This is a genomic window from Streptomyces sp. NPDC042364 (genome assembly GCF_056437585.1).
In genome coordinates, this window is record NZ_JBWKAJ010000019.1 from 75168 (window position 1) to 89301 (window position 14134).

Consider the following 14134-nt stretch of genomic DNA (forward strand, 5'->3'; position numbering starts at 1 on the left):
GTCCGGGGCCCCTGGCTCGGGCCCGACCCCGTCACCGCTCGAAGACGATGCCGCCGTCGAACACCGTCATGTCGACCTCGACCCGGGTGATGTCGTGCGGGTCGAGGCCGAGCAGCGGCCGGTCGAGCACGCACAGGACCGCCACCTTGCCCACCTCCACGGACCCCTTCCAGTCCTCCGCGAAGTCCTGCCGCGCCGGGTTGATCGTGTACGCCCGCAGGGCCTCCGCGAGATCCACGCGCTGCTCGGGACCGCCGACCCGGCCGCCGGCCTTCGACTCGCGCAGCAGCATCCCCGCGACACCCCGGCACCAGTCCGGCTCGGTGATCGGCGCGTCCGAGCCGGCGCACACCGCCACTCCCGCGTCGAACGCCGCGCGTTCGGGCGTGTGCCCGTGCACGCAGAGGGAGCCGTGGCCGCCGTCGAGGTAGGGCTCGGACATCCAGGCCGTACGGTTCGGGGGCACCCCGTCGGCGAAGATCTCCACACCGATGGCGTTGAGCCGGCGGGGGTCGGCCGACTCGGGGCGGCGGAGTTCGGCGAGCCCCTGCGCATGTCCGCGGCCGAGCCTCCCATGGGCGCGGGCAGCAGGAGGACGCTGACCCGGGCGTGCAGGCTCCCCGCGGCCGCCAGATCGGCGTACGCGCGTGCGCGGGGACACCGCTGCGCAAGACCGGTGCCGCCTCCCGGGCGGAGGCCACCGCCCTCGCCGTACGGGACGGGCTGCTCCGCCCGACCGCCGAGGACATCGAGCGTTTCGTCGAGAGGGCGCCCGGCGGCTGACGGCGGTTCAGTAGGGTTCCACGGATGACCGACACCGCGCCCGGAACCCGGCAGAGCCCGGCATCCGCCCCCGACAAGCCCTTCCTCTACGTCGTCGTCTGCGCCGCCGGCATCGCCGCCGAGGTCGGCACACTCCTCACGGCGGCACGGGAACGGGGCTGGGAGGTCGGGGTCTTCGCGACACCCGTCGCCATGGGCGGGTTCTTCGACACGGCGGCCGTCGAGGCGCGGACCGGCCGCCCCATCCGCTCCGCCTGGCGCTCCCCGGGCGACCCGCGCCCCTTTCCGCCGCCGGACGCCGTCGTGGTCGCGCCCGCCACCTTCAACACCCTCAACAAGTGGGCGGCGGGCACGGCCGACACCCTCGCCCTCGGCACGCTCTGCGAGGCGTACGGCCTCGGCGTCCCCATCGCCGTCCTGCCCTGCGTGTCCGACGCCCTGGCGGCCCACCCGGCGTACCGCGCGAGCCTGGAGCGACTGCGCGGCATGGGCGTACGGTTCGGCGACCCGTACGCCGGTGAGGCCCGGTCCGACGGTGCGCACCCCGAGTTCACCTGGGAGCGGGCCCTGGACCTGCTGGAGACGGAGGGCCACAGCGTTCAACCGAACGGTTGAACCGAACATCACCTCGCGGGCGACGCGCGACGTCCTTTCCCGGCCGCAGACTGACGGCGCCGCCACAGCGGCGCCGCCCAACGCAGCAGAGCCGCGGAAAGGACCTTGCCCCCATGGCCAGCCATTTCAGCCGACGACGCATCCTCACCACCGGAGCGGGCGCCGCGCTCGGCGGACTCGCCGCCGCCGGTGCCGCCCAGGCCGCCCCCGCCTCCGGCACGTCGTCGCACGGGTCCGCGCCGGCCCGCGGGGAGGAGACCCGGTCGATCGACGAGCTGTACCGCGCCGCCGTCGCCGAGGGCGGCAGGCTCGTCATCTACGCGGGCGGCGACACCGCCACCCAGCAGAACGCCACGGCCCAGGCGTTCCGGACCCGCTTCCCGGACATCGACCTCACGGTCGTCGTGGACTACAGCAAGTACCACGACGTCCGCGTCGACAACCAGCTCGTGACCGACACCCTGGTCCCCGACATCGTCCAGCTCCAGACCCTCCAGGACTTCACCCGCTGGAAGCGCCAGGGCAAGCTGCTGCCGTACCGGCCCGCCGGGTTCTCCCGGCTGTACCCGTCCTTCCGTGACCCGGACGGCGCGTGGACGGCCGTGACGGTCATCGGCTTCAGCTACCTGTACGACGTGGCCGCCGCCGGAGCCGACGCCCCCAAGTCGCCCTACGAGCTGGTCGATCCGCGCTGGAAGGGCGCCATCGCCTCCTCCTACCCGCACGACGACGACGCGGTGCTCTACCTCTTCTCCCTCTACCAGCAGGCGTACGGCTGGGACTGGATCGCGAAGTTCGCCGCGCAGCGGCCGCAGTTCAACCGGGGCTCGCACTCCGCGGGCGTCGCCGTCAACGGGAAGCAGAAGGTCATCGGCGTCGGCGGCTCCGGCTCGCTGACCACGCCCGCAACCGCCCCGACCCGATGGGCGGTGGCCGACGGGCACCCCTTCATGGCCTGGGGCCAGCGCGCCGCGATCCTGAGGAAGGCCGCCCACCCCACCGCCGCCAAGCTGTACCTCAACTGGTCGCTGTCCACGGAGCGCCAGCAGGGATCCTTCAACGGCTGGTCCGTCCGCACCGACGTCACCCCGGCCGGCGGTCTCAAGCCCGTCTGGGAGTACGACAACGCGCACGTCGACGGCTTCCCCCGCTTCATGGAGGACCGCGCGACCGTCGAACGGCTGAAGCAGACCTTCGCCCTCTACTTCGGCGAGGTCAAGGGTGACCCCACGCCGGGCTTCCTGGGCCTGCACCCCGGTCGCTGACCGGCTGACTCAAAACAGCGGGCACTGCATCATCCTTTACCGCGGTCACACGAGTCACTGCCTACACTCGGCTGGCTCCCCGTCAGTTCCGGATCGTCGCAGAGGGAACCGCCGCCGTGCCCGCCATCGCCGTCCCCGCCGTCGTACGCCGCCGTTGGCTGTCGCTCGGACGCCTGCCCGACCTGGTCTTCCTGACCGTCGTCAGCGGCGGCCTGATCCGCCTCGTCGACCTGAACTCCGCGCTGTGCTGGGTCGTCGTCCCCCCGACCGTGCTGCTGGCCGTGGGGTACGTGGGCGGACTGGCCCTCTGGGACCGGCTGGGGCCGCGGGGCAGGCCCGTCTGGCTGGGCACGCTGCTGGGACTGTGGTGCTGGATCTCCTGGGCCATGCCCGCCGAGTACGGCAGCGGCTACCTCTGGCTCGCGGTCCCGCTCGCGATCCTCGCGCTGCGGATGTTCGGCGAGCGGGCGGCGTCGGCGGCGGTCGGTGTGATCACGGCTCTGGTGGTCCTCCTCGTCGCCCGCGCCACCGGCGCCTTCGACGTCGAACTGGTGGCGCCCCCGGCCGCCGCGGTCTGGGCGACCGTCGCCCTCTACCGGGGCCAGCAGCGGCTCCTCGGTGAACTGCGCCGAACCCGTGAGGAGTTGGCGCGCGGCCAGCGCGAGGCCGGACGGCTCGCCGAACGCGCCCGCATCGCCCGCGATCTGCACGACACCCTCGCCCAGGAACTCGCCGGCAGCCGCATGCTCCTCCAGGCCGCCGACCGCGACTGGGACCGCCGCCCCGGCCTCGCCCGGACCCGGGTCCGGGCGGTCGCCGACGCCTTGGGCGCCAACCTCGCCGAGACCCGCACCATCATCCGCGACCTCACCCCGCCCGCCCTGGAGCACGACGACCTCGGGACCGCGCTGCGCTCGCTGTGCGCCCGCCGCACCACCACGCCGGCCCGCGTGGTGTTCCGCAGCGAGGGCCGCCCGGCCCCGCTGACCGCGGACCGGGCCGCCGCCCTCTTCCGGGTCGCCCAGGGCCTGTTGGCCAACGCCTGCGAACACGCCGCCGCCCGCCATGTGTGGGTCACCCTCGACCACCGTGACGAGGCGGTGGTCACCGTCGAGGTACGGGACGACGGCGTCGGCTTCGACACCGGGACGACGCCGGCCCGGTCCCGCGACCGGGGCCACGGGCTGAGCGCGGGCCGGGAGCGCCTCGGCGCCCTCGGCGGATCGCTCACCCTCGACAGCGCCCCCGGACGCGGCACCCTCGCCCGAGCGACCCTCCCCGTCGGCGCCCCCGCCCTGGCCGGCCGGGCGGGCGGCCGGTGAACGACAGCCCCCGCGCCCCGCTCCGCGTCCTGATCGTCGACGACCACACCGTCGTACGCGCCGGACTGCGCGCCCTCCTCTCCGGCGAACCGGGCTTCGAGGTCGTGGGCGAGACGGGCGACGGCGCCGAAGCCGTCCGTCTCACGGCCCGGCTCCGCCCCGACGTCGTCCTGATGGACCTCCGCCTGACGGACGACACCGCACCCGGCGACCGGCTGAACGGACTCGACGCCACCCGCCGCATCACCGCCGGGACCCCGGAGACCCGCGTGGTCGTCCTCACGAGCTACAGCGGCCAGGGCGACGTCATACGGGCGATGGAGGCGGGCGCCCGCGGCTACATCCTCAAGGCGGGCCCGCCCGAGGAGCTGTTCCGTGCCGTGCGCGCCGCCGCCGGGGGCGGCATGGGCCTCGCCCCGGAGGCGGCGGGACACCTCGCCTGTCACCTGGCCGATCCGGGGGCCGTCCTCAGCGAACGGGAGATCGAGGTCGTACGACTGCTGGCGCGGGGCGGCAGCAACCGCTCCATCGCCGCCTCCCTCCACGTCACCGAGGCCACGGTCAAGACGCACCTGGTCCGCATCTACCGCAAGCTGGGCACGGAGAATCGGGCGGGCACGGTGTCGGAGGCCGTCCGGCGGGGGCTGCTGGAGATCGGCTGACCGGCCGGGCGGCGCTCACACCGGGCTGTCACCCGGCCGCCGGAGCCCCGGTACGGGCCGCCCTCAGTGGGCACCCGCCGGCTCGAACTCCGTGCCGCACGGCCCGGCGCCCTCGCTCTCCGCCAGCGCGACGGGCTCACCGCTCATCGTCAGCGTCTCGTAGTAGCGCCCGATGCGTTCGGTGGAGCGGCCGACGTAGTGACCGATGAACGAGCGCCGGAAGCGGTCGGCGGTGCGGTTGGGCTGCGAGCCGTGCACCAGGCTGCCGTTGAAGAACAGCACGTCACCCGGCGCCATGTCGACGGGAACCGGGGTGAGGCCCGGCGGCGGCGGGACGTACTCACGGACGAAGGACAGCTGCTCGTCCGCCTCCTCCGGGCAGAACAGGTCCATGCGATGCGTGCCCGGCACGACCTCCAGACCGCCGTTGTCCCGGTCGATCACATCGCAGGCGATCCACGCGGCCACGCAGGTGCCCGGCTCCACCCGCAGATAGAAGTTGTCCTGGTGCAGCGCCTGCCCGCGGGCGCCCGGCGGCTTGAAGTAGAACATGCTCTGCGCGGCCAGGACCTCCTCCCCGAGCAGCTCCTCGAGGACCTCGCGCAACCGTGCGTCGAGGAGCACCCGCAGCGACAGGTCGTCGATGCGGTGGGGGTGCATGACCCGGGGATGGGTGTGCAGCGGGTCGGCCGGTCCGTCGGCCGCCGGCCCGCGGGGCTCGAAGTGCCCCGGGACCGGGCCGCCCGCCCGGAGCGCCGCGAACCGCTCGCACAGCTGGTCGATCTCGGTGGACGAGAACAGTCCCCGCACCACCAGATAGCCGTTCTCCTCGAACTCGGCCTTGCCCGCGACTGCCATCCGCGCGTCCCTTCACATCGGTGTCCGCTGTGCTTCAGGCTAGGTCCGCGCGCCTTCCGGGAGGATGCCTGTGCATGCTGACGACCTGTCCGAGACCGCTGCGCCCGCCGTTCCGTCGCCGCCGCCCGGTCAGGTGATCGTCGGCCGCTTCGACCAGCGGCCGCCGTACGCCGTCAACCGGCCGGACGGCGCCGACAGCTGGCTGTTCACCTGGACCACGGGCGGCGGGGGAGTCCTGCGGCAGGGCGCGGCGCGGACGGTCGCGCACCCGGGCGACCTCGTCGTCCTCGGGCCCGGCGTGCCCCAGCACTACGCCGTCGGACCCGACACCGGGCACTGGGCGTTCTGGTGGGTGCACTGCCGGCCGAGGGCGTCGTGGGCGGTGTGGCTGCGCCCGTACGAGATCGGCGACCGGGTCTACGCCGTCACCCCCGCCCCCGAGGGCGGCCGTCAGCGCGTCGACGCCGCCTTCCGCCGGATGCTCGCCGACGCCCGCTGGACGGGAGAGGGACCACCACCGGCGCCCGAGGGCGCCCCGGTGGACGGCGAGGTCGCCGTCGCGCATGGCACGGCCGCCCGCGAACTGGCCCTGTGCTCGCTGGAGGAGATCGTGCTGCTCACCGCGGCCCGTGCCGAACCCCACCGGCCGGGCGTCGACCCGAGGATCCGCCGCGCGCAGGACCTGATCACCGCGGACCCCGGCGCCCCGCACACCGTCCGCTCGCTCGCCGAGCGGGTCGCGCTCTCCCCGTCGCGGTTCGCCCACCTCTTCACCGAGCAGGTCGGGCACTCCCCGATGCGCGCCCTGCTGCACGCCCGCCTGCTGCACGCCGCGCGGCTCCTGGAGGCGACCGAACTGCCCGTCGAGCGGGTGGCCACGGCCTCCGGGTTCGGCAGTCCGTTCCACTTCAGCCGGGTGTTCCGGCAGCGCTACGGGGTGCCGCCGGGCGCGTACCGGCAGACGCTCAGAAACGGCGGCTGAACGACTCACCGCCCGGCCGCACGGACCCGTTCAGCCGCCGAACACGCGCAGCGACAGCCACAGCGCCACCACGGCCGAGCCCAGCGCCGCCGGGACGGTGAGCAGCCCGAGCCGGGTGAACTCGCCGAGGTCCACGTCGTGGTCGTGGTGATGGACGATGCGCCGCCACAGCAGGGTGGCCAGCGACCCGGCGTACGTGAGGTTCGGGCCGATGTTCACGCCGAGGAGGACGGCGAGGACGGCGCCCGTGCCCAGCGGCGCCGCCAGCGGCACCAGGACGAGGACGGCGGGCAGGTTGTTGATGACGTTGGCGATCAGAGCGGCCAGCGCGGCGACACCCAGCAGGGCCAGGAGGCCCGACCCGGACGGCATCACCCGGCCCAGCGCGTCGGCGAGGCCGTTGTCCACCACGGCCCGGACCACGATGCCCAGCGCCAGCACGAACGCGAGGAAGGGCAGTGAGACGGACCGGAACAGCGCCACCGGGGTGGTGCTGCGCCGCACCAGCGCCCGCGCCGACAGCACCAGCGCACCGGCCAGCGCCGCCCACGCGGGCTCGATGCCGAGCGCCGACGTCACCACGAACCCGGCGAGCGTGCACAGGACGGTGACCAGCGCGAACATCGGCATCTCCGGCCGCTCGACCGCCTCCTCCGGCGGCGCCGCCATGCCGAGGTCGTCCGCGAAGAACCGCCGGAACACCACGTACTCGACGGCCACGGCCACCGCCCAGGGCGCCGCCATCAGCAGCGCGAACCGGGTGAAGGTGAGCCCGCTCGCCGTGAACGCCAGCAGGTTGGTCAGGTTGGACACGGGCAGCAGCAGCGACGCCGTGTTCGACAGATGCGCGGTGGCGTACACATGCGGCTTGGGGCGGGCGCCCAGCCGGGCGACGGTCGCGAAGACCACCGGTGTGAGCAGCACGATCGTCGCGTCCAGGCTCAGCACCGCCGTGATCCCGGAGGCCAGCACGAAGGTCGAGCCCAGCAGCCGCTGGGGGCGCCCCGCCGACGCCCGCGCCATCCATGCCCCGCACGCCTTGAAGAGCCCCTCGTCGTCGCACAGCTTGGCCAGCACCAGCACGGCGGCGAGGAACCCGAGCACGGGGCCGAGCAGTTCGGCCTCGGCACGCGCGTGGTCGAACGAGACGGCGCCGGTCGCGACCGCGATCCCCGCCGCGGGTACGGCGACGACGGCCTCCGGAAGCCCGAACGGACGAGCGACCGCGGCGCCGAGGACCACGATGAGCAGAAAGACGGAGAGGACCTCGGCGAGGGCGGTGTTCACAAGGGGACTTTCGGGACTTCGGCGGCGCTGGGACTGACGCACCCTACCGCCGCGGATCAGCGTACGACGAACAGGCGTACGGCCCGGGATGGCCGGTCCGCGCAGCGGTCCCGGGGGGAAAAGCGCTGGTCGGACGAGTCCGGGCCCCTGGAATCGCCGGAGGCCCGTAGGACCGACATCACTCCTCCGACAGGGTCAGCTCGGCCCAGATCGTCTTGCCGTCCTCGGTGTGCCGGCTGCCCCACCGCTGGGTGAGCTGGGCGACCAGCAGCAGACCGCGGCCGCCCTCGTCGAAGGTCTTCGCCCGGCGCAGGTGGGGGGCGGTGCCGCTGCCGTCGGACACCTCGCAGATCAGGGTGGTCTCGTCGTGGATCAGCCGCAGCTGGATCGGCGGGGCGCCGTGCCGGATGGCGTTGGTGACCAGCTCGCTCACCACCAGTTCCGCCGTGAACGCGGCCTCGCTGATGCCCCACAGCGCCATCTGGGTGAGCACGTACTGCCGGGTGCGGGCGACGAACGCCGGGTCGGCCGGGATGGGCCAGGTGGCGACCTGGGTCGGTCTGAGCCCCTTGGTGCGGGCCAGCAGGAGCGCCACGTCGTCGGGGGCGCCGCCCGCGGGGAGGAGGGAGTGGACGACCTCACGGCAGATGTCGTCCAGCGGCCCCTTGCGACCGGAGAGGGCGTTGGCCAGCAGCTCCTGGCCGGCGTCGATGTCGCGGTCCCGGGTCTCGATCAGCCCGTCGGTGTAGAGGGCGATGACGGTGCCCTCGGGGAGTTCGAGTTCGGCGGACTCGAAGGGCAGTCCGCCCAGGCCGAGGGGCTGCCCCGACGGCACGTGCACCTCCATCGGCCGCCCGTCCGGGTCCAGCAGCACCGGCGGCGGATGGCCGGCCCGGGCGAAGGTGCAGCGGCGGGTCACCGGGTCGTAGACGACATACAGGCAGGTGGCTCCCACCTCACCGGTCACGCCCTCGCTGCCGGCCTCCTCGGAGAGCCGTACGACGAGGTCGTCGAGGTGGGTCAGCAGTTCGTCCGGGGCGAGGTCGACGTCGGCGAGGGTGCGGACGGCGGTGCGCAGCCGGCCCATGGTGGCCGAGGCCTGGACGCCGTGTCCCACGACGTCGCCGACGACCATCGCGACCCGCATCCCGGACATCGGGATCACGTCGAACCAGTCGCCGCCCACTCCGGCCTGCGCGGCCGGGAGATACCGCGAGGCCGCCTCCAGGGCCGGCATGTGCGGCAGGGTCTGGGGGAGCAGGCTGCGCTGGAGGGCGAGGGCGGTCTCGCGCTCGCGGGAGTAGCGGCGGGCGTTGTCGATGCAGACGGCCGCCCGCGCCGTGACCTCCTCGGCCAGCAGCTCGTCGTCCGAGGTGAACGGGTCGAGCCGTTTGAAGCGGGTCAGGACGGCCACGCCGAGCGTCGTGCCGCGGGCCCGGATGGGCACCGACATGGTGGTGTGGACGCCCAGCTCCTTGACCCGCGCGCTGCGTATCGGGTCCCAGGCGAGCCAGTCGACGAGAGTGTTGGCGGGGTCGGTCGCCACGATCGTGTGCCCCACCGACAGCGAGGCCGCCTGCGGTGACGTGGCCGGGTAGACATCGGTCCGGCCGAGCTCGACGACGGCCTCGGGACAGCCCTGGGTGATCGACTGGTGGGCGACACGGCGCAGGACGAAGGGCGCGGACAGCGGGCCCTCGTGCGGTTCGTCGCCGTGGTCCAGGGACTGCATGAGGTCGACGCTGACGAAGTCGGCGAGCGCCGGGACGCAGACGTCGGCCAGCTCCTGGGCGGTGCGCCGGACGTCGAGGGTGGTGCCGATGCGGATGCTCGCCTCGTTGACCAGCTGCAGCCGCTGACGGGCCAGGTACTGCTCGGTGATGTCGTGCCCGGTGACACAGACCCCGATCGGCCGGCCGGTGTCGTCGCAGAGCGGTGCGATGGCCGCCGACCAGGCGTGGGCACGGTTCTCGTCGGCGGCTCTGAGGAACGTCTGCACGTCCTTGCGCCGGCCCAGGGCGAGCACCTCGCGCAGATGCTCCTCCAGCTTCTCGCCCTGCCGCCCGCCCACGATCTCCGACATGTGCAGTCCCCGGAGATTCTTCTCGGGGATGCCCACCGCGTCGGCCATCACGTCGTTGATGCCGCGCAGCCGGAGCCGGTCGTCGAAGACCGCCATGGCGCACGGCGACTGGACCATGACCGCCGCGGCCAGCGGATCGTCGCGGACCAGCGGGCCGGGATCGTCGAGCGGGCACAGAACCAGCCATCCGCCGCTGTCGCCACCGTCCTTCGGATCGCGCTGGTGTGCGAGGAGCCACACCGTCACGTTGTGTCCGTCACGGTGACGCAGCGCGAGCGTGCCGCTCCAGCTGAGGCTGCCCGGCGGGGGCGGCAGAAAGCACGCGTCCGGGGACAGCAGTTCGGCGGCGGGCCGGCCGAGGACCTCCGCCGCGGGCCGGCCCAGCAGGCGACCGGCTCCTTCGTTCCACTCGACGACGCGGCCGTCGCGGTCCACGACCGCCCGCGCCGTGGCGGCACCGTCCAGGGCATACGCAGGCTGGTCACCGTGCGTTACCTTGCGGGTCCTCATCGTCGCGAATTCCATTCCGCCGGACCGAACGGGCTTACGGGTGAATTCAAGCCTATGTGCTCCGCCGGGAATGCGGACCGGAAACCGCATCTCCACGGGGCTCCGGCGGCCCGCGCGGGCCCGAGGGCCTCAGGGGGACTGCCGGGGTCTACGGGGTGCTTCATCGGCTTCTGTTTGCTCGCGAGCGGTTGTGATGGCTTACTGCGCTTTCTGCCGCGTCTCGCCGGACGCCCGCCCGGCACGTTCGACGAACCGAGTGCCGTGACCGTCGTGCGCGGGCCCTGAAGGGCGGGCGCACGAGCCGGCGCGGCGGGAAGGCGGCCGTCCGGGCCGCCCGGCCCGCGTGAGATCCACGACCCAGGCGGCGGCGTTCGCGCCCGACCGTCGGGCCGCCCCCCGGTCCGGTCGGAAAACCAGTTCTGTCCGGACCGTTGACGGGCTGTCATGTCTCGAACAGCATGGCGATCGTCCGCATCTGGGAGCGCTCCCACGCCAGGTGTCACCGCTGCGCGCCCCCACCTCCTCCGAGGAGCCCAGACGTGAAACGACGCAGAACCGCCCTGTTCGCCCTGACGGCCGTCCTCGCGGCGGCGCTCACCGCGCTGCCCGCCTCCTCGGCCCAGGCCGAGGAGGTCGAACAGGTCAAGAACGGCACCTTCGACACCACCACCGCCCCGTGGTGGACCACCGGCAACGTCACCGCAGGCCTCACCGACGGCCGCCTCTGCGCCGAGATCCCCGGCGGCACCGCCAACCGCTGGGACGCGGCCGTCGGACAGAACGACATCACCCTGGTCAAGGGCGAGTCCTACCGGTTCAGCTTCTACGCCTCCGGCACCCCCCAGGGCAAGATCCTGCGGGCGATCGTCGGCCTCCAGGCCGCGCCCTACGACACCTACTTCGAGGTGAGCCCGCAGCTGAACGTCTCGGGCGACCGGTACTCGTACACCTTCACCTCGCCCGTCGACACCACCCAGGGGCAGGTCGGCTTCCAGGTCGGCGGCAACGCCGACCCGTTCACCTTCTGCATGGACGACGTGTCGCTGCTCGGCGGGGTGCCGCCGGAGGTCTACGAGCCCGACACCGGGCCACGGGTACGCGTCAACCAGGTCGCCTATCTGCCCGCCGGCCCCAAGAACGCCACCCTGGTCACCGAGGCCACGGCCAAGCTCCCCTGGGAGCTGAGGAGCGCCACGGGTTCCGTGGTCGCCCGGGGCGCCACCCGGCCGCGCGGCGTGGACGCCTCCTCCGGGCAGAACGTCCACTCCATCGACTTCGGCTCCTACCGCAAGCGCGGCACCGGCTTCACCCTGGTCGTCGACGGGGAGACCAGCCGCCCCTTCGACATCGACCCGAGCGCCTACGAACGGCTGCGGCTCGACTCGCTGAAGTACTACTACACCCAGCGCAGCGGCATCGCGATCGACGACGAGCTGCGCCCCGGCTACGGGCGCGCCGCCGGCCACCTCAACGCCGCCCCCAACAAGGGCGACGACGACGTGCCCTGCCAGCCCGGCGTCTGCGACTACACCCTCGATGTCACCGGCGGCTGGTACGACGCGGGCGACCACGGCAAGTACGTCGTCAACGGCGGCATCTCCACCTGGGAGGTGCTGAGCACCTACGAGCGCTCGCTGCACGCCCGTACCGGGCGCACCCACAAGCTGGGCGACGGCTCGCTGAACATCCCCGAGAGCGGCAACAAGGTGCCCGACCTGCTCGACGAGGTCCGCTGGGAGCTGGACTTCCTGCTGAAGATGCAGGTGCCGCAGGGCAAGCCGCTCGCGGGTATGGCCCACCACAAGATCCACGACGAGCAGTGGACCGGACTGCCGCTGATGCCGGCCGACGACCCGCAGAAGCGTGAACTGCACCCGCCGAGCACGGCGGCGACCCTGAACCTCGCGGCCACCGCGGCCCAGGCGGCCCGCCTCTACCGCCCCTACGACCGCGCCTTCGCGGCGAAGAACCTCGCCGCGGCCCGCACGGCCTGGGCGGCGGCCCTGGAGCACCCCGACATGTACGCCTCCGAGAGCGACGGCACCGGCGGCGGCTCGTACGCCGACAGCAACGTCGCCGACGAGTTCTACTGGGCGGCCGCCCAGCTCTACCTCACCACCGGTGAGAAGACGTTCGCCGACTTCGTCCTCGGCTCCCCGGTGCACACCGCCGACATCTTCGGTCCCATCGGCTTCGACTGGGCGAGGACGGCCGCCGCCGGGCGCCTCGACCTCGCGCTCGTCCCGAACCGGCTGCCGGGCCGGGACAAGGTCCGGGAGTCCGTGATCAAGGGCGCCGACCGCTACCTGGCCACGCTCAGGGACCACCCGTACGGCATGCCGTACGCGCCCGACAAGAACCTCTACGACTGGGGCTCCAACCACCAGATCCTCAACAACGCGGTCGTCATCGCCTCCGCCTACGACATCACCGGGGCGTCGAAGTACCGTGAGGGCGCGCTCCAGAGCATGGACTACCTCTTCGGCCGCAACGCCCTCAACATCTCGTACGTCACCGGCTACGGCGAGGTCAACGCCCGCAACCAGCACAGCCGGTGGTACGCCCACCAGCTGGACCCGGCGCAGCCGAACCCGCCCGTGGGCACCCTGGCGGGGGGCGCGAACTCGGGCATCCAGGACCCCTTCGCGCAGGGCAAACTCCAGGGCTGTGTCGGCCAGTTCTGCTACATCGACGACATCCAGTCCTGGTCGACCAACGAGCACACCGTCAACTGGAACGCGGCGCTGGCCCGGATGGCCTCGTTCGTGGCGGACCAGACCTGAGGTCCACGGCTGATCACGGCGGCCGGCACTCCTGCCCGGGGGTGCCGGCCGCCCCTTTTCGGTACCGCACCGAAGCGGCGATGACCTGGGAGTATTTACGGTTAAGTACCCGCGCGGTACCGTTGACGCATGCCAGCTCTGAATGTGGAGTTCAGCGACCGCGAGCTAGAGGACCTGCGGCAGATGGCCAAGGAACGCGGTACGTCGATGAAGGCGCTCGTGCGGGAGGCGGCCGCGGCCGACATCGTGCGGCACCGGGCGCTGAAGGAGGGGGCCGAGGAGTTCCGGCGGTTCTTCACGGCGCACGCCGACGAGTTCGCCGCCGCCTTCCCCGACGACGAACCCGTCGCGCGCACCGCCGGGGGACGGGCCGTCTGACCGATGGCTCCCGTCATCCACATCGACGTGCCCTGGCTGCTCCAGCGCCACGAAGAGGTCCTGCCCGAGCAGCCCACGATCAACGACTTCTCCGCCCTCGTCGCCGCCGTGGCCCGGCACCGCGTCGACCCGCCACGCCTCGGGGTCGACCCCGATCCGGCCTGGCGGGCCGCCGCGCTGCTGCACACCCTGGCGGTGCTCAAGCCCCTGCCTGCCGCCAACGCACGGTTCGCCTGCGCCACGGCCATCGCGTACATGTTCGTCAGCGGTGTCGGTATGAACCCGCCCTACGGGGCCCTGGTGGACCTCGCCCGCGATCTGATCTCCGGCAAGACGGACGTGTACGGGGCGGCGGACCGGCTCCGCTCCTGGCAGATCTGACGGACGGTGGCTCCGCTCCTGGCGGATCCGGCGGACGGAACGCCGGGGCCGCCGACCGAGGGCGGGAGGAGCAAGGTCGGCGGCCCGTTTCGCGCGGAAGAGCCGCCGTTCCACGCGTGGCCCCTGCGATTCGGCCGCTTTCAGTGAACAACCGGCCCCCGCCGGGCCGGGAGAGTGCGTGGAGCACCGAGACGTGCGCACGGTTCACACGGGGCGCTTGAAGCC

Annotated in this window: 11 protein-coding genes and 1 pseudogene; 8 read left to right on the forward strand and 4 right to left on the reverse strand. The window is 73.0% G+C overall.

The window, feature by feature from the left end:
- Positions 1 to 31: 31 nt before the first annotated feature.
- Positions 32 to 699, reverse strand: a pseudogene (locus AC067N_RS30155) (amidohydrolase family protein); the annotation flags it as partial.
- A gap of 108 nt (positions 700 to 807) precedes the next feature.
- Between AC067N_RS30155 and AC067N_RS30160 the strand changes: the two are divergent.
- From AC067N_RS30160 to AC067N_RS30175, 4 genes are all read left to right on the forward strand, one after another.
- Positions 808 to 1398: a flavoprotein gene (locus AC067N_RS30160; protein WP_478682053.1), complete on the forward strand. Its 591-nt coding sequence runs from the start codon at positions 808 to 810 to the stop codon at positions 1396 to 1398.
- Between the two features lie 113 nt (positions 1399 to 1511).
- Positions 1512 to 2663 (forward strand): ABC transporter substrate-binding protein, encoded by a 1152-nt coding sequence (locus AC067N_RS30165; protein ID WP_478682054.1) that lies wholly within the window; start codon positions 1512 to 1514, stop codon positions 2661 to 2663.
- Positions 2664 to 2779: 116 nt separating this feature from the next.
- A complete protein-coding gene (locus tag AC067N_RS30170; RefSeq protein ID WP_478682055.1) occupies positions 2780 to 3985 on the forward strand; it encodes a sensor histidine kinase in 1206 nt (401 codons plus the stop codon).
- A complete protein-coding gene (locus AC067N_RS30175) occupies positions 3982 to 4647 on the forward strand; it encodes a response regulator transcription factor (protein ID WP_478682056.1) in 666 nt (221 codons plus the stop codon). The genes AC067N_RS30170 and AC067N_RS30175 overlap by 4 nt, the downstream gene beginning before the upstream one ends.
- Positions 4648 to 4710: 63 nt before the next feature.
- On the opposite strand, the gene AC067N_RS30180 is transcribed toward AC067N_RS30175, so the two are convergent.
- Complete coding sequence (locus AC067N_RS30180) at positions 4711 to 5505, reverse strand: phytanoyl-CoA dioxygenase family protein (RefSeq protein WP_478682057.1); 795 nt, start codon at positions 5503 to 5505, stop codon at positions 4711 to 4713.
- Positions 5506 to 5569: 64 nt separating this feature from the next.
- Between AC067N_RS30180 and AC067N_RS30185 the strand changes: the two genes are divergently transcribed.
- A complete protein-coding gene (locus AC067N_RS30185; RefSeq protein ID WP_478682058.1) occupies positions 5570 to 6487 on the forward strand; it encodes a helix-turn-helix domain-containing protein in 918 nt (305 codons plus the stop codon).
- A gap of 30 nt (positions 6488 to 6517) precedes the next feature.
- Here the strand turns inward: AC067N_RS30185 and AC067N_RS30190 are convergent, their stop codons facing one another.
- Positions 6518 to 7774 (reverse strand): SLC13 family permease, encoded by a 1257-nt coding sequence (locus AC067N_RS30190; RefSeq protein WP_478682059.1) that lies wholly within the window; start codon positions 7772 to 7774, stop codon positions 6518 to 6520.
- A gap of 178 nt (positions 7775 to 7952) precedes the next feature.
- Positions 7953 to 10367, reverse strand: a complete 2415-nt coding sequence (locus tag AC067N_RS30195) for a SpoIIE family protein phosphatase (RefSeq protein ID WP_478682060.1) — start codon at positions 10365 to 10367, stop codon at positions 7953 to 7955.
- Positions 10368 to 10906: 539 nt separating this feature from the next.
- Between AC067N_RS30195 and AC067N_RS30200 the strand changes: the two genes are divergently transcribed.
- From AC067N_RS30200 to AC067N_RS30210, 3 genes are all read left to right on the forward strand, one after another.
- On the forward strand, positions 10907 to 13150 hold the full coding sequence (locus AC067N_RS30200) for a glycoside hydrolase family 9 protein (protein WP_478682061.1): 2244 nt from the start codon (positions 10907 to 10909) through the stop codon (positions 13148 to 13150).
- Between the two features lie 129 nt (positions 13151 to 13279).
- Positions 13280 to 13528, forward strand: a complete 249-nt coding sequence (locus AC067N_RS30205; protein WP_478682062.1) for a hypothetical protein — start codon at positions 13280 to 13282, stop codon at positions 13526 to 13528.
- Between the two features lie 3 nt (positions 13529 to 13531).
- Positions 13532 to 13909 (forward strand): toxin Doc, encoded by a 378-nt coding sequence (locus AC067N_RS30210; RefSeq protein ID WP_478682063.1) that lies wholly within the window; start codon positions 13532 to 13534, stop codon positions 13907 to 13909.
- Positions 13910 to 14134: the final 225 nt, after the last annotated feature.